We start from the raw sequence: 15,518 nt of genomic DNA, 5'->3' as shown, positions 1-15,518 counted from the left end.
CCGGAACAATCGGCAGCATGGATCTGCTGGAGGCGTACCGCCGGAGCCTGGCCGAGTTCGTCGACCGGGTGGACCAGGTCGAGCCCGGCCAGTGGTCCGACCCGACACCCTGCTCGGACTGGGACGTGCGCACCCTGGTCAACCACGTGGTGAACGAGGACCGGTGGAGCGTTCCGCTGCTCGCTGGCCGGACCATCGAGGAGGTCGGCGACCGACTCGACGGTGACCAGCTCGGCGCCGACCCGATCACGGCGGCGCGGGAGGCGGCCGCGCAGGCCGAGATCGCCGCCACCCATCCCGGCACGATCGACCGCACCGTGCACCTCTCCGGTGGCGACACCCCCGCCGCGGAATACCTCCAGCAACTCCTCGCCGAGCACCTCATCCACGGCTGGGACGTGGCGGTGGCGATCGGCGTACAGCCTCGGCTCGACCCGGACGCCGTGCGCGTGGCCGCACGGTGGTTCGCCAACGAGATCGACGACTACCGGCGCAACAACCTGGTCCGGACCGGGGTGCGGGTGCCCGACGACGCCGACGAGCAGGATCACCTCCTGGCCGCCTTCGGCCGCGACCCCGACTGGGCGCCGAGCGACTGACCCCTCCCGCGGCGTCACGCTCCGGCGGTGGACGCCCCCGTGTGCCGTCGCCGCCGTTGGGGCGAGCACCCGCCCATCCTTCACCCGCCGCCACAGCGGCGGCACCAGCGCGACGGCCGCCACCGTGGGTGGTGGCCGTCGTCGTGCGCGACGTGGAATGCCCGTAGCCGGTAGTCGCGGAGCAGCATGTCGATCACCGGAACCAGGGCGAAGACTTCGAACTCCTGGCCCGTGGGCGCCCTCAGCCCTTGCCGCCGCCACGATCGACTGATATCCACAGATGCACATGCGTCATGGCGCACTGACGGTCGGCGATTCGCCGGCCATCCCGCTCCCACGAGGAGGTCCCGTGCCACAACCGGAGTGGTTACCCCCGATGAGCCGGCGTCGACGCCGGCTCATCGCCGTCCTGGCAACGACGGCGACGGTCGCCGCGCTGCTCCCCACCGGCGTGAGCACCGCGGCCCCCACCGGCAACGCGGCGTCCGCCGCGCGCAGTTCCGGACCGTTCGCCGAGGGCCACGAGCCCGCAGACGTCGACAACCGCACCGGTACGGCGGCACCCGACGCCCGCCAGCGCGGCCTGGCCCGCGCCGCCGACCCCGACGTCCGGTGGAACCGACTCGGCACCCCGCAGGCGCTCGGCCCCGGTCGTACCCCTCTCGCCACCGGGCTGCCCGCCGACCCGGAGGCCGCCGCACGCGCCTACCTGACCGCCAACCGCGACCTGTTCGGGCTGGACGCCGCCTCGGTGGCCGCCATGGAACGCGTGCTGGTCCGGCCGATCGGCAGCGGTGCCGTGGTCACCCTCCGGCAACGGTTCGGCGACCTGCCCGCCGGGCCGGACGGCCTCGTCACCCTCGCGGTCGCCAAGGGCACGGTGCTCTCGGTCAACTCCTCGCTGGCCCGCAACACCGGAACACCGGCACCCGCGACCCGCACCGCCGAGCAGGCGTACGCCGCCGCGCTCGCCGACGCCAAGCTGACCCCCGGCGCGGTGGCCAGCCACACCATCCGGTCGGTGGCCGTACCCACCCCGCTGGACGGGCCACGGGCCGCCTACGAGGTGACCATGATCGGCGCGGACACCGAGCACCCGGCCGCGTTCACCAGCTACGTGGACGGCAGCACCGGGCAGGTGCTGGTCCGTGAGGACCTCGTCGACTTCGACTCCGACAACCCGAGCTGGGCGGTCTTCCCGGCCACCCCGCCCCGCGACCTCGGCCCCGGGCAGGACCCCCGGGTGCGCTGGTGCGGCGACCCGGCACCCGGCTGCCAGGCTGCCTGGCGCGACCCGGCCACCGGCCAGCCGTGGGACGTCGACGCGGCCACCGGCACGCCGACCTTCACCTCGCGTGGCAACTCGGCCAACACGGTGCTCTCCTGGGGTGCCGGCACCCCGGTCGTCCCGGCGCCCACCAGCCCGGACCGTCGCTACGAATACCCCTTCACCGACCAGTGGCACCAGTCGAAGTGCAACCCGGAGGTGTTCACCTCCGCCCAGCGCAACGACGCCGACGCGTCGATCGCCAATCTGTTCGCCATGCACAACCGGATGCACGACTGGTCGTACCAGTTGGGCTTCACCGAGTCGGCGTGGAACCTCCAGGCGGTCAACCTCACCCCGGCCGGGCTGGGCGGTGACGCCGAGCAGGGCCGTGCCCAGCAGGGCGCGCTGACCGGCAACCGGAACAACGCCAACCAGGGCACCGGGCGCGACGGCGTGCCGCCGACCACCAACATGTACCTGTGGCAGCCGCAGGCGGGCGGGCCGTACCCGCCGTGTGTGGACGGCGACTACGACATGACGGTGATCGGCCACGAATACACCCACGCGATCACCAACCGGATGATCGCCGGCCCGGACAGCGGGATCAGCGGCCACCAGGGTGGGTCGATGGGTGAGTCGTGGGGCGACCTGCTCGCCGCCGAGTACCTCTTCCAGCACGGGCTGCGCGCGCCCGGCGAGACGCCCTTCATCACCGGCGGCTACGTCACCGGCAACCTGGTCAGCGGCATCCGCAACTACGACCTCAGCCGCAGCCCGCTCAACTACTCCGACATCGGCTACAACACCGGCGGCCCGGCCGTGCACGCCGACGGGGAGATCTGGGCGCGCCACCAACTTCCGGGTCCGCTCCGCGCTGGTCAAGCGGTACGGCCTCGGCACCCCGCAGCGGCAGCTCGACTGCGCACAGGGGAAGGTCGCCGCCGACCAGTGCCCGGGCAACCGGCGCTGGTCGCAACTGGTGTTCGACTCGTTCCTGCTCCAGGCCGCCAGCCAGGTCAGCATGCTCGACATGCGGGACAACATGCTCACCGCCGACCTGCTCCGCTTCGGTGGTGCCAACCAGGACCTGATCTGGGCCGAGTTCGCCCGCTCCGGGATGGGCCGGGACGCCGCCACCAACGGTGCCACCGACACCGACCCGACGCCGAGCTTCGCCTCCCCGCGTGGTGGCAACGCCACGCTGACCCTCCGTCCACGCGGGGACAGCGCCGACGCGCCGATCCGGGTGTACGTCGGGACGTACGAGGCTCGGGCGACGCCGATCGCCGACACCGACCCGGCGACGCCGATCCCGGACACCGTGGAGATGGTGGCCGGCACGTACGACCTGCTGGCCGTCGCGCCCGGCTTCGGGCACCAGCGGCTCAGCGTGGTCGCCCGGGCCGGTCAGGACGGGTACGTGGACCTGCGGATGAGCCGTAACCTGGCGTCCACCGCGTCCGGGGCGACGATCACCGGCGACGGGGTCAACCTGGACCGGGTCGCCGACGACACCGAGGCGACGAACTGGGCCTCCCTGGACGGGGTGGCCGGCCGGCAGCTCACCGTGGCGCTGCCCGGGGCGCCCCGCAGACGGTCAAGCGGGTGAACGTCAGCGCGATGCTGCGCCCGGCGATCGCCGGCGACGCCGACACCGGCAGTCAGAACGCGCTCAGCGCGCTGCGCTCGTTCGCGGTGTCCGCCTGCAACGCGACGACCACCGACTGCGCCGACCCGGCGCGGTGGCAGCGCATCTACACCAGCGCGGGCGACGCGTTCCCCGGCGGGGCGTACCGGGCGTACAGCCGGGACATCAACCTCCGGACGTTCGCGGTGCCGAGCACCGTCGCCACCCACCTGCGACTGGAGGTCCTGGCGAGCCAGTGCACCGGTGGCCCGCACTACGCGGGCGAGCAGGACGACGACCCGGCCACCACGACGGACTGCGCGACGGCCAGTCCGGCCCGGTCGCAGGTCAGGATCGCCGAGTTCCAGGCGTTCTCCAACTGAGCAACCGTGGGGGTCGGCGGCAGGTCCGCCGGCCCCCACGGCCCTGAGGTCAGCGGCGGGCCGGTCGCCAACGGTCGGCGGTGGTGGGCCGCTCCCAGCGCCGGTCCACCGGTGGGTCGTCGGGCTCCGCGGGATCTCCGCCCGCGGCCCGGGTCAGGTGCCGTAGCCGCATCAGCAACCCCATGCCGAGGAAGAGCAGCAGCCCGCCGAGCAGGAACGCGGCCTGCACCACCCCGAACCCGCCGGTCTGCGAGACCGGGCGCCCGGGCGCCGGTGGCGCGGCGTCGACCGGGTAGTCCCCCACCGGCTCATCCACGGACGTGCTCTCCTCCTCGGCCGGCGCGCTCGGTGTCTCGCTGGGCTCCGACGGGGTGGCGGTCGGCTTCGGCGTGCTGGTCGGGGTGCCACCCGCACCCACCACCGAGCGGGTGGCCGTCTGTCGGGCCAGCAGTCGCGCGTTGGCGTCGTACGCCTCGGCGGCGAGAGTGACCCGCCCCTGGGTGACGTCCTCGGCGAAGGCCACCCGGTAGCGGGCGGTGACCGTGCGACCCGGGCAGAGCGTGCCCGGGTCGAGCTGCCGGTCGGTCAACCGGGCCACGTCACCGTCGGTCTGAATCTGCAGCGGGAAGTCACCGTCCTCCTCCACCCGGTCCATCTTCACCTGGTCGAGCCGGAGGCCCTGCACGCTCAGCACCATCGACCAGCGCACCTTCACGCAGCCCCCGCGCCGGTCCGTCCGGGAGACGACGGCGGACACTGTGCGCACCTGCTCGCCGGCGGTGAACCGGGCCGGCAGCCCACTCAGTTCGGTGCTGAACGCCGCCTGCGCCGGTGCGGCCAATGCCAGCTCCACCCCGCTCAGACAGGCCAGCACCACCCCTACCCGCACCGCATTCCGCCACACCGTCACCACCGCCGCCCTCCGTTCGGTCGTCTCCACTGAGCAACGCTAGGAGCGGCCCGTCGGCCGGACCAGACGGGTGTGTTCGCACCGACCGGCAAGGACGGGGTGGGTTTTCACCGACGGTGGTGAACCGGTCACCGCTCCCCCGCGACACGCCGGACACCGGGCCGCTGGGACAATCGGCGACGTGTCCGAGCTCTCCAGCACGTTCGTCCGGCTGCACGCCCGGCTGGCCCCGGTCCCGTTCGTCCCCGAGGTGCGGCTGCACCAGGCGGACGAACCGATCGGGCTGTGGGAGCTGACCGAGGGAGAGTTCTCCACCGATCGGCCGCCGCCGTTCTGGGCGTTCGCCTGGGCCGGCGGGCAGGCGCTCGCCCGCTACGTGACCGACCACCCGGAGCTGGTCGCCGGCCGCCGGGTGCTCGACCTCGCCTCCGGCTCCGGTCTGGTGGCCATCGCCGCCGCCCGCGCCGGCGCGGCGTCGGTGCGAGCCGTCGAGGTGGACGAGCTGGCGGTGGCGGCGGTCGCCCTCAACGCGGAAGCCAACGGGGTACGCGTCGACGCCGAGTTCGGCGACATCCTCGACGGCGACGCCGGGGACGCCGAGGTGGTGCTCGCCGGTGACGTCTTCTACAGCGACGCGATGGCCCGCCGGGTGCTGCGGTTCCTGCTGCGCGCCACCCGGGCCGGCGCACCGGCGCTGGTCGGTGACCCCGGCCGGGCGTTCCTGCCCCGGGACCGCTTCGACGAGCTGGCGGCGTACGACGTGCCGGTGCCGGAAGCTCTGGAGAGCGTCCGGGTGAAGCGCACCACCGTCTGGAGGTTGCGCGCCGGGCTGCCGGGCGCCCCGGCTAGCGTGTCCGGGTGCTGTTCCGCAGCTGGGCGCAGGTGACCGACCCCGCGTGGCCGGACGTGGCCCGGGTGCCGGACCACGTCGGCGGCACGCACCTGGTCGTCACCCGGCACGCGCTGGTCCGTCAGGTCCTCGCCGACCCGGTCACCTATCGGCCGGACAACGCGCTGGACGCGGTGACGCCGATGCCGGTGACCGCGCTGCGGGTGCTGGCCGGGCACCGGTTCCGGCTGCCGCCGACCCTCGCCAACAACTCGGGCGCGAGCCACCCGCAGATCCGGGCGATCGTCGCGGACGCGCTGCACCCCGCCCGAGTCGCCGCGCAGCGGCCCTGGCTGACCGCGCTGGTCCGGGACCGGGTCGCTCGGCTCGGCGCGGCCCTCGACGCCGGCGAGCCGGTCGACCTGTACGCGGACCTCGCCGCCGACCTGCCGCTGCTGGTGCTGGCCCGGCTGGTGGAGCTGCCGGACGCCCCGGTCGGCGCGGTCAAGGAGTTCGCCCGTGCCGCGTTGGAGTTGTTCTGGGCCCCGCTGGACGTCGACCGGCAGGTGACCCTCGCCGCCGAGGTGGGGCGGTTCCACCGCGTACTGCGCGACTTCGCGACCACCGGCGGCGGGTTGGCCGCCGAGCTGCGCGCGGCCGGGCACCCGCCGGACGTGGTGGTGGGCGCGCTCTTCTTCCTGCTGGTCGCCGGCCAGGAAACCACCTCGCAGTTCCTCACCCTGCTGCTGCACCGGCTGGCTGGCGAGCCCGCGGTCCGGGCCGGCCTGAGCACGGGCGAGGTCGCGGTGGCCGACGTGGTGGAGGAAGGGCTGCGGCTGGAACCTCCGATCGTCACCTGGCGGCGGGTGGCGGCGACGGACAGCACGCTGGGCGGCACGGCGGTGCCGGCCGGCAGCAGTCTCGTGCTGTGGCTGGGTCGCGCCGGCCGGGACCCTGCTGTCGTGCAGTCCCCCGACGAGTTCCGCCCGGGTCAGCGCGGGTCCCGCCGGCACCTGGCGTTCGGGGCGGGCGCGCACCGCTGCGTCGGTGACGTGCTGGCCCGCATGGAGGCGGCCGTGGTGGTGGCCGAGGCAGCGCCGCTGCTGGACGGGGTGCGGGTGGTACGTCCGCCCTGGTGCCCGGACAATCTCACCTTCCGGATGCCCGACGCCTTCGTCGTCCGGGGCACCGGCCTGAGGAGATCCTGATCTCTGTTCGGTAGGTTTCCGGGCGTGTCAGCGACCCCTGCGCGTCGGATCCTCGCCGTCGTAACACTTCTGGCCCTGCTGGTGCTGAGTGCCTGCACAGCCGGACCGGCGTTGCACGTCCGACGGATCGCCACGGACCAGCCGGCCCTGTCCGCCTCGCCTGCCGCGCCGTCGACCTCGCCGTCCCCGACGACGAAGCCCGTGCCCGGGAGCCTGGACTGGTACGTGTCCCAAGTGCCGACCTTCCCCGAGGCGCCACCGCCGCAACCGGTGCCGCTGCCCGAGACCGGCGCGGCCCAGTTCTGGCACCGCCTGCCCACCGACCAGAGGGTCGCCTTCATCACCATCGACGACGGTGGGCTGGCCCGTCCGCCCGAGGTGGCCGAATTCGTCTGGCGGGCGCACATCCCGGTCACGATGTTCCTGAACTCACCGGCCGCCGAGGAGCACGACGTCTACTTCCGGCAGATCATGGTGGCGGGCGGGGTCGTCGAGAACCACACCATCACGCACAACTCGCTGGCCGGCCGGTCGTACGACCGGCAGAGGCACGAGATCTGCGGTGCCGCGGACAAGCTGGAGGCGCTGTTCGGCAAGCGACCGACGCTGTTCCGGCCACCGTTCGGCGAGCACGACGCCACCACGTTGAGGGCCGCGCACGACTGCGGCGCGAAGGCGGTGTTCCACTGGACCGAGACCGTGCACGAGGGCAAGGTGCGTTACCAGACCCCGGAGAAGGTGGTCCAGCCCGGCGACGTGCTGCTCATGCACTTCCGGCCGGCGCTGATGGACGACCTGCTCGCGGCGCTGAAGGCGATCCACCGGGCCGGGCTCACACCGGCTCTGCTGGAGGACTACGTCGGCTGACCGACCCGCCCGCGACCTGACGAAAGTCAGGGTCGGGTGCTGCCGTTCGGGCGCGGTGCGGCAGGGGGCCGCGCGCCTAGCGTCAGCGCATGATCACATTACGTGGGTTGACGAAACGGTTCGGGGCGACCGTCGCGGTCGACGCCTTGACCGTCGACATCGCGCCCGGCCGGGTCACCGGGTTCCTCGGCCCCAACGGCGCCGGCAAGTCCACCACCATGCGGATGATCCTCGGGCTGGATCGTCCCAGCGCCGGGCAGGCCCTCATCGGCGGGCGCGCGTACCGCGAGTTGCGCCGGCCGCTGCACGAGGTCGGGGCGCTGCTCGACGCCCGTGCCATCCACCCGGCCCGCTCCGGCCGGGCGCACCTGCTGGCCATCGCCCGCAGCAACGGCATCTCCACCCGTCGGGTGGACGAGGTGCTCGACACCGTCGGGCTGGACGCGCCGGCCGCCAGGAAACCGGGACGGACCCTCTCCCTCGGCATGGGCCAGCGGCTCGGCATCGCCGGCGCGCTGCTCGGCGACCCTCCGGTGCTGATGTTCGACGAGCCGGTGAACGGCCTCGACCCGGACGGGGTGCGCTGGGTGCGGCAGCTCATGCGCTCGCTGGCCGACCAGGGACGGACTGTCTTCGTCTCCAGCCACCTGATGAGCGAGATGCAGCTCACCGCCGACCAGCTCGTGGTGATCGGCCGGGGACGACTGCTCGCCGACGCCCCGACCGACGAGGTCATCGCCGGCAGCGCGGTCGCGGTCCGGGTCCGCAGCCCGCACCCGGACGGCCTCGCCGCCCTGGCCGCGCGCCTCACCGCCGCCGGCGCGACAGTGCAGGCGGCCGACCGCAACGAGCTGACCGTCACCGGCACCACCGCCGACCGCGTCGGGGACCTGGCACACGAGCTGGGCGTACGACTGCACGAGCTGAGCCCGCACGGCGCGTCGCTGGAGCAGGCGTTCATGGAACTGACCGCCGACAGCGTCGAGTACGCGGGCGGAACGACCGGAGGTGGGGCGCGATGAGCACCAGTACCCGTGGTGGCGCGGTGGCCGCCGAGTGGACCAAGCTCTCCTCGGTGCGCAGCACCTGGTGGACGGCCCTGGCCGGGCTGCTGGTGATGGCAGCGAGCGCCGGCCAACTGGCCATCTATGTCGCCAACGGCAACACCAACGGCGACCCGGCCGACGATGCGGGGATCGTCACCGTCGGCAGCGTGCTGATCGACTCGGTCGAGTTGACCCAGTACGTGGTGCTGGCGCTCGGCCTGCTGGCGATCACCGCCGAGTTCACCAGTGGCACCATCCGGACCACGCTCCAGTGCACCCCGTCGCGTGGCCGCGTACTGCTGGCCAAGGCCGCCGTCGCCGGCACCGTCACCTTCGCCCTCGGTCTGCTGCTCGGCGGCGTCGGCGCCCTGGTGGCCCGACCGGTGCTCGGCGAGTGGGGCAGCGCCCCGGTGGCCGGCACGATCGGCGACATCGTCGCGGTGGCCGCCTACCTGGCACTGATCGGCGTGCTCGCCCTGGGCCTCGGCGCCGCGCTGCGCAACGCGGTACTCACGATCACCGTGCTCCTCGCCACCCTGATGATCGTGCCGCTGTCGCTTCAGGAGCCGGACATCGACGTGTTGAACCGGATCGCCGACGTGTTCCCCGGCGTGGCCGGAGCGCACTTCCTGGCCGGCGACACCGAGCCGTACCCCAGCCTCGTCGGGCTGCTGCTGCTCGCCGGCTGGGCGGGGGCCGCGCTCCTGCTGGGCCGGGCCGCGCTGCGCCGCCGCGACGCGTGACGTCGGCGGCTGAGCGGGGGCCGCGCCGCCCCCGCTCAGCCGTCGACCAGCCCCGCCTCGTACGCGAGGATCGCCGCCTGCACCCGGTTACGCACGTCGAGCCGGGTGAAGATGCTGGTCAGGTAGCTCTTCACGGTGCCCTCCACCAGGTGCAGCCGGCGGGCGATCTCGGCGTTGGACAACCCCGCCCCGACCAGGGCCAGCACCTCCCGTTCCCGCTCGGTCAGCCCGGCCGTACGGTCCCGTGCGGCGGGCCGGCGGGCCAACCGACCGGCGCCCAGCTCGATCACCCGGCGGGCCACCTGCGGCGACAGGTACGCACCACCGTCGGCGACGGCGTGCACGCCCGCGATCAGCTCACGTGGGTCGCCGGCCTTGAGCAGGAACCCGTTGGCGCCGTGCCCCAGCGCCCGGGCCACGTGGTCGTCCTCGCCGAACGTGGTCAGCATGATCGTCGCGGTCTCCGGCACGACCCGGCGGATCTCGGCGGCGGCGGCCAGCCCGTCCATCCGCGGCATCCGGATGTCCAGCAGCGCGACCCGAGGTCGGTGCGCACGGACCAGCTCCACCGCCGCGTGCCCGTCGCCGGCCTCGGCGACCACCTCGATGCCGGGATCGGTGGCGAGGATGGCCCGGACGCCCGCCCGGATCATCGCTTCGTCGTCGGCCAGGACGACCCGGACCGGCGCTGCCCCGGTCGTGTCGGTGTTCACTACGCGATCCACTCCTTGCTGACCAGCCGGCCATCGGTGAAACACAGCCGCCAGGTCGGCTGCGCGAGGGGAAAGTTGCCGTCGGTGTAGTACTCGCAGTCCGCCCGGTCGGCCGGCGTGGGGCGATCCAACTGCCGCCGGGGCAGCCCGGCCAGCTCCGACCGGGCCGCGCCGACCCGCATCTGGTCGAAGGTGGCCCGGTCCAGCACCGTCCCGGCGGTCGCCACCGGGTAGTAGACGAGGGAGAGCACGAGGGCGAAGCCGACCGGCGCCGCCAGCGCCACCAGGAGGCTGCGGCGCACCCGTCGGCGGGCGTCGTGCAGCCGCCGCTCGGCGTCCACCGGCCGCTCCACCGGGCCGGGCTGGTCGCCGCCCTCGATCGCCTCCACCGGCGGCGCGGTCGCCGGCAACACCGCCCGCACGACGAAGCCGCCCTCGGTACGCGGGCCGGCGTGCAGCGTCCCACCGGAGAGACGGACCCGTTCGGCGAGGGCGAGCAGCCCGCTGCCCTGCGACGGTGGGGCGGGCAGCGGCCCGGCCGGCGCGGCGCCGTTGACGACGGCGACCTCGACCCGATCAGCGTCCCGGGTCAGGCGCACCTCCACCGGGGCGCCCGGTGCGTAGCGGGCGGCGTTGGTCAGCGCCTCACGGACGATCCGGTGGGCCGCGTGACCTGTCATCGCCGGCAACTCCGCGACCGCCGGGCCGGCCTCCATGCGTACCGCCATGCCGGCCTCCCGGGCACCCTCGACCAGATCGGCGACGGTCTCCCCGCTCGGACGCACCGAAGCGCCGCCCTCCTCCCGGAGCACCCCGATGATCTCGTGTAGTCGCTCGGTGGCGGCGGAGACGCTGGCCCGCAGCTCCCCCGCGGCAGCCCGGTGCCGGTCGTCCAGGTCGGCGGCGACCTCCAGGGCGGCGGCCCGCAACGCGATCAGGCTGAGGTCGTGACCGAGCGAGTCGTGCATCTCCCCGGCGATCCGGGCCCGTTCCCGCAGCCGGATCCGCTCGGCGGCACCACGCTCCTCGCGGGTCAGCGCCTCCACGTGCCGTCGACCGGCGTCAGCCAATTCCTGCTGCTGACGGCGGTACCGCCCGACCAACCAGGGGAACACCGCGGCGAAGAGCAGCACCGAGGCGAGCAGGAACCAGGTGGCCGGGCCGGTGCCGAGCACGCCCAGGTTGAGCGCCGTGCCGCCCGCCGCGATCAACACGAAGACCCCGGCCGCCCGGCCCGCGGAGGCACTGCGCCGCCCGGCGAGATAGCTGAAGACCGGGATCGCGAACACGAAGTTGCCGTCGATGACCGACCCGAGCACCACCAGCACGAGGGCCAACAACGGTGCGCGCCGACCCGCCAGCACCACCGCCACGCCGAGCAGCACCAACTTGCCGACCACCAGCGGCAACTCATACCGCGGATAGGGCGGGCTGAACCCGGCATAGCCGACCGGGGCGGCGACCACCGCCCAGAGCAGCACGTCCCGCAGCAGCCGACGCCACCGGTCCGACCAACCCGGCGGCGAGAAGTCGAAAATCGGCACGGCGGTCAGGCTACCCACGTCCGACCTGGGCGGACACCGACGAAAGTCAGGTGTTCAGCCGCTCTCCTCGGCCCAGACCCGCCAGTCGTCGAGCACGCCGTGCAGGGCCGGGGTGAGCCAACCCGGCGCGGACCGCCGGAACACCCCCGGGTCCATCGCACCGGCGCCGTCAGGCAACGCGCCGAGCAGATTCGGCACCAGGTCGGTGAGGTTCGTCCAGTGCACCAGCTCCGGTCTGGTCGGCCAGGCGCCGATCACCACGCCGGCCGGCACGGCACGCCGGTCGAGTGCCTCCAGGGTCAGCGCGGTGTGGTTGAGCGTGCCCAACCCGGCGCGGGCGACCACCACCGCGGGTACGCCGAGCGACACCGCCAGGTCGGCCATCGTCCACGGCTCGCCCGACGGGCGCAGCCCCATCGGCACCAGCAGCCCACCCGCGCCCTCGATCAACACCAGGTCGTGCTTGTCCGCCTCCGCGCGGACGGCGTCCACCACCGCGTACAACTCCAGGGGCGGCAGATCCGCCACCCGGGCGGCGGCCAGCGGGGCGAGCGGATCGGGATAACTGGCCAAGGTCCGCCCGGTCAGCGGGGCGGCCAGCCGGTTGACCGCGTCCACGTCGCCGGGCTCACCGCTGGCCGTACCGGTCTGGCCCGGCTTGACCACCGCCACCCGCAACCCGGCGGCCTGCGCGGCGGCCGCGATCGCCGCGGTCACCACGGTCTTACCGACCTCGGTGTCAGTCCCGGTAACCAAAACCGGGCCCTCCCACGCGGTCATGGGGCAGTTTCCACGATGACGTCCACAGCCCGCTCGAACGCCGCCCGGGGCACCCCCGCGCTGATCGTGAGCCGCAGACGGGAGCGGCTGTCCGGGGTGGACGGTGGCCGGAAGCAGCCCACCGCGACGCCCCGGTCCCGGCAGTCGGCGGCCCAGGTGGTCGCCGCCTCCGGCCCGGGCGCCGTCACCGAGATCACCGCCGCGTCCGGCGCGGAGACGGTCAGCCCGGCCGCACGCAGCCGGTCGACCGCCAACCCCACCCGGTCGGACAGCTCCGCACGCAGGTCGTCGCCAGCCCGGACCAGCCCCAGCGCGGCGTGCACACCGGCGGCGACCGCCGGCGGCAGGGCCGTGTCGAAGATGAACGTACGCCCGGTCTCGACCAGGTGCCTGACGAACTCGGCCGGGCCGGCCACCAGCCCACCCGCGCCGCCGAGCGCCTTGGACAGGGTGGCGGTGACCACCACGTCCGGCTCACCGGACAGCTTCGCGGCGGCCACCCCGCCCGCGCCGGCTGGACCGATCACGCCCAGCGCGTGCGCGTCGTCGACCAGCAGCAGCGCACCGTGCCGGCGGGCCACCGCGTGCAGCCGGGCCAGCGGGGCGAGGTCACCGTCGACCGAGAAGACCGACTCGGTCACCACCACCGCCGGGCGACCCGGAGCCGCCGCGAGTGCGGCAGCCACCGCGTCCACGTCGGCGTGCGGGGTGACCACCGTCTCCGCACCGGAGATCCGGCAGCCGTCGATCAGGGACGCGTGGTTGTGCGCGTCGGAGACGAGCAGCGTCCGAGGTTGGACGAGTGCCCGCAGCGCGCCGATGTTGGCCAGGTAGCCCGAGGAGAAGACGAGTGCCCGGTCGGTGCCCAGCCACTGCGCCAGCTCGTCCTCCAACGCCTGGTGCGCGTCGGTGGAGCCACGCACCAGGCGCGACCCGGTCGCCCCCAGCCCGTACGCCGACAGCGCAGCCGCGGCAGCGGCCGTGACCTGCGGATGGGTGGCCAGACCGAGGTAGTCGTTGCCGGCCAGATCGGTCATCTGATCGTCGGCGGGACGCGGATTGAGTCGCCGGGTCAACCCGGCCTTCGCCCGCAACTCCGCGCGGCGGTCGAGCGCCGCCAGCCAGTCCGCCACGTCACCCCTTCACCGCCGTCCGCGCCGGTCAGCCCGACACCCGCCGGGCGAAATTACCACCCGCCGCCGACGCCCGGCGGATCCACTCGCTGCGAGGCATCGACGGCTGTTAGGTCATTCCGGCTGATCGGGGCGCCTTGTAAGGTACGAGCCATGCCAGCGATCCTCGACCAGGCCCGGACCCAGGTCCTCGGTGACGGTGTCGGCCTCGACCAGGCCGGCATCCTCGCCGTGCTGAACCTGCCCGACGAGCACCTGCCCGCCGCTCTGCAGCTCGCCCACGACGTGCGGATGCGCTGGTGCGGCCCGGAGGTCGAGGTCGAGGGAATCGTCTCGCTGAAGACCGGCGGCTGCCCGGAGGACTGCCACTTCTGCTCCCAGTCCGGCCTGTTCACCTCTCCGGTGCGCTCGGTCTACCTGGACATCCCGTCGCTGGTCGAGGCGGCGAAGCAGACCGCCAAGACCGGGGCGACCGAGTTCTGCATCGTCGCGGCCGTGCGCGGCCCGGACGCCCGGCTCATGAAGCAGATGCGCGAGGGCGTCGCCGCCATCAGGGCGGAGGTCGACATCCAGGTCGCCGCGTCCCTGGGCATGCTCACCCAGGAGCAGGTCGACGACCTGGTCGACATGGGCGTGCACCGCTACAACCACAACCTGGAAACCTGCAGGTCTTACTTCCCCAACGTGGTCACCACGCACTCCTGGGAGGAGCGCTGGGAGACGCTGCGGATGGTCCGCGACTCCGGCATGGAGGTGTGCTGCGGCGGCATCCTCGGCCTCGGCGAGACCGTCGAGCAGCGGGCCGAGTTCGCCGCGCAGCTCGCCGAGCTGGCCCCGCACGAGGTGCCGCTCAACTTCCTCAACCCGCGCCCCGGCACCCCGCTCGGCGACCGCCCGGTGGTGGAGGGCAAGGACGCGCTGCGGGCCATCGCCGCGTTCCGGCTGGCCATGCCGCGCACCATCCTGCGGTACGCGGGCGGCCGGGAAATCACCCTCGGTGACCTGGGCACCCGTGACGGTCTGCTCGGCGGCATCAACGCGGTGATCGTCGGCAACTACCTGACCACGCTGGGTCGACCGGCGACCGCCGACCTGGATCTGCTGGCCGAGCTGAAGATGCCGGTCAAGGCGCTCTCCGACACGCTGTGACGACCGTGACGACGACGGAGCTGTGGTGCGACCGATGCGGTGAGTCGGCGACGGCCACCGCCCATGCGGCCTGCGCGTCCGCTCGCGAGTTGGAGCCGCCCCGGTTCTGTCCCCGGTGCCGGCGCCGGATGAAGGTGCAGGTGCTGCCGGTTGGTTGGTCGGCGGTCTGCGTCGAGCACGGCGAAGTTCGGGGCTGAGCCGGTGCTGCGCGGGCGGGCGGTTGTCCTGCGACCGGCGACGGCCGCGGACGTGGAGGCCCTCGTCGCGATCCGGGCCGACCCGGAGGTCCGCCGGTGGTGGCGGGGCGGCGACGACCTGACCGGTTCGGTCCGCGCCGACCTCGGCGACGACGACCTGCACGTGTACGCGATCGAGCACGACGGCCGGGTGGTCGGCGCCATCCAGTGGTATGCCGAGGCGGACCCGGACTACCGCCACGCCAGCCTGGACGTCTTCCTCGAACCGGCGGCCCGCGGTGCCGGCCTGGGCGGGGACGCGATCCGCACCCTGGCCCGGCACCTCATCGACGAGTACGGCCACCACCGTTTCACGATCGACCCGGCGGCGGCGAACAGCGCCGCGATCCGCGCGTACGCGAAGGTGGGTTTCCGCCCGGTGGGGGTGCTGCGCCGTTACGAGCGTGGCGAGGACGGGCGCTGGCACGACGGTCTGCTGATGGACCTGCTCGCCGACGACCTGGTGGAGTGAGCGGCCACC

General features: G+C 73.7%; 16 protein-coding genes and 2 pseudogenes. 13 read left to right on the top strand and 5 right to left on the bottom strand.

The genetic code is table 11. The annotated features are described in order from the left end of the window. Window positions 1-17 precede the first annotated feature (17 nt). The 5 genes and pseudogenes from AC3CF1_RS27770 (at window position 18) to AC3CF1_RS27750 (ending at window position 3,879) form a co-directional block, all read left to right on the top strand. Complete coding sequence (locus AC3CF1_RS27770) at window positions 18-599, top strand: TIGR03086 family metal-binding protein (RefSeq protein WP_088946898.1); 582 nt, start codon at window positions 18-20, stop codon at window positions 597-599. 280 nt (window positions 600-879) lie between these two features. Beyond that, a pseudogene (locus AC3CF1_RS27765) lies at window positions 880-2,706 on the top strand (M36 family metallopeptidase); the annotation flags it as partial. Window positions 2,707-2,743: 37 nt separating this feature from the next. Continuing rightward, window positions 2,744-2,941: pseudogene (locus tag AC3CF1_RS27760) on the top strand (hypothetical protein); the annotation flags it as partial. A gap of 360 nt (window positions 2,942-3,301) precedes the next feature. Continuing rightward, complete coding sequence (locus AC3CF1_RS27755) at window positions 3,302-3,478, top strand: hypothetical protein (RefSeq protein ID WP_488452160.1); 177 nt, start codon at window positions 3,302-3,304, stop codon at window positions 3,476-3,478. Further along, window positions 3,475-3,879, top strand: coding sequence for a hypothetical protein (locus tag AC3CF1_RS27750; protein ID WP_488451592.1), 405 nt, complete (start codon window positions 3,475-3,477; stop codon window positions 3,877-3,879). Before AC3CF1_RS27755 ends, AC3CF1_RS27750 begins: the two co-directional genes overlap by 4 nt. 49 nt (window positions 3,880-3,928) lie before the next feature. On the opposite strand, the gene AC3CF1_RS27745 is transcribed toward AC3CF1_RS27750, so the two are convergent. After that, the gene (locus tag AC3CF1_RS27745; RefSeq protein ID WP_488451591.1) at window positions 3,929-4,819 is read right to left on the bottom strand and encodes a hypothetical protein; all 891 of its coding nucleotides are present in this window, start codon (window positions 4,817-4,819) and stop codon (window positions 3,929-3,931) included. A 151-nt stretch (window positions 4,820-4,970) separates the two neighbouring features. Between AC3CF1_RS27745 and AC3CF1_RS27740 the strand changes: the two genes are divergently transcribed. From AC3CF1_RS27740 to AC3CF1_RS27720, 5 genes are all read left to right on the top strand, one after another. Continuing rightward, window positions 4,971-5,675: a class I SAM-dependent methyltransferase gene (locus AC3CF1_RS27740; protein ID WP_488451590.1), complete on the top strand. Its 705-nt coding sequence runs from the start codon at window positions 4,971-4,973 to the stop codon at window positions 5,673-5,675. Then, window positions 5,648-6,826: a cytochrome P450 gene (locus tag AC3CF1_RS27735; protein WP_488451589.1), complete on the top strand. Its 1,179-nt coding sequence runs from the start codon at window positions 5,648-5,650 to the stop codon at window positions 6,824-6,826. The genes AC3CF1_RS27740 and AC3CF1_RS27735 overlap by 28 nt, the downstream gene beginning before the upstream one ends. A gap of 24 nt (window positions 6,827-6,850) precedes the next feature. After that, a complete protein-coding gene (locus tag AC3CF1_RS27730) occupies window positions 6,851-7,693 on the top strand; it encodes a polysaccharide deacetylase family protein (protein WP_488451588.1) in 843 nt (280 codons plus the stop codon). Between the two features lie 89 nt (window positions 7,694-7,782). After that, a complete protein-coding gene (locus AC3CF1_RS27725; protein ID WP_328365641.1) occupies window positions 7,783-8,715 on the top strand; it encodes an ATP-binding cassette domain-containing protein in 933 nt (310 codons plus the stop codon). Further along, a complete protein-coding gene (locus AC3CF1_RS27720) occupies window positions 8,712-9,482 on the top strand; it encodes an ABC transporter permease (RefSeq protein ID WP_488451587.1) in 771 nt (256 codons plus the stop codon). Before AC3CF1_RS27725 ends, AC3CF1_RS27720 begins: the two co-directional genes overlap by 4 nt. Before the next feature lie 35 nt (window positions 9,483-9,517). Here the strand turns inward: AC3CF1_RS27720 and AC3CF1_RS27715 are convergent, their stop codons facing one another. Genes AC3CF1_RS27715 through AC3CF1_RS27700 form a run of 4 tightly spaced genes read right to left on the bottom strand, consistent with a single transcriptional unit; the run spans window position 9,518 to window position 13,652 of the window. Next, window positions 9,518-10,195 carry a response regulator gene (locus tag AC3CF1_RS27715; protein ID WP_088946892.1) on the bottom strand — a complete coding sequence of 226 codons (678 nt, stop codon included), beginning with the start codon at window positions 10,193-10,195 and terminating at the stop codon, window positions 9,518-9,520. Next, window positions 10,195-11,739: a sensor histidine kinase gene (locus AC3CF1_RS27710; protein ID WP_354980233.1), complete on the bottom strand. Its 1,545-nt coding sequence runs from the start codon at window positions 11,737-11,739 to the stop codon at window positions 10,195-10,197. Before AC3CF1_RS27710 ends, AC3CF1_RS27715 begins: the two co-directional genes overlap by 1 nt. Before the next feature lie 54 nt (window positions 11,740-11,793). Beyond that, the gene (gene bioD / locus AC3CF1_RS27705) at window positions 11,794-12,519 is read right to left on the bottom strand and encodes a dethiobiotin synthase (protein WP_099851543.1); all 726 of its coding nucleotides are present in this window, start codon (window positions 12,517-12,519) and stop codon (window positions 11,794-11,796) included. Then, a complete protein-coding gene (locus AC3CF1_RS27700) occupies window positions 12,516-13,652 on the bottom strand; it encodes an 8-amino-7-oxononanoate synthase (RefSeq protein WP_354980232.1) in 1,137 nt (378 codons plus the stop codon). Before AC3CF1_RS27700 ends, bioD begins: the two co-directional genes overlap by 4 nt. A gap of 153 nt (window positions 13,653-13,805) precedes the next feature. On the opposite strand from AC3CF1_RS27700, the gene bioB reads away from it, so the two are divergent. Genes bioB through AC3CF1_RS27685 form a run of 3 tightly spaced genes read left to right on the top strand, consistent with a single transcriptional unit; the run spans window position 13,806 to window position 15,509 of the window. Continuing rightward, window positions 13,806-14,801: a biotin synthase BioB gene (gene bioB, locus AC3CF1_RS27695; protein WP_099851540.1), complete on the top strand. Its 996-nt coding sequence runs from the start codon at window positions 13,806-13,808 to the stop codon at window positions 14,799-14,801. Continuing rightward, window positions 14,798-14,998, top strand: a complete 201-nt coding sequence (bsaP, locus tag AC3CF1_RS27690) for a biotin synthase auxiliary protein BsaP (protein ID WP_099851538.1) — start codon at window positions 14,798-14,800, stop codon at window positions 14,996-14,998. Before bioB ends, bsaP begins: the two co-directional genes overlap by 4 nt. Before the next feature lie 4 nt (window positions 14,999-15,002). Next, the gene (locus AC3CF1_RS27685) at window positions 15,003-15,509 is read left to right on the top strand and encodes a GNAT family N-acetyltransferase (RefSeq protein ID WP_179782772.1); all 507 of its coding nucleotides are present in this window, start codon (window positions 15,003-15,005) and stop codon (window positions 15,507-15,509) included. The last annotated feature ends 9 nt before the right edge of the window (window positions 15,510-15,518 follow it).

The sequence above is a fragment of the Micromonospora sp. MGP-C2 genome (assembly GCF_057766525.1).
Note: the sequence above shows the minus strand (reverse complement) of the source record. Positions and strands in the feature narration are given on the sequence as shown.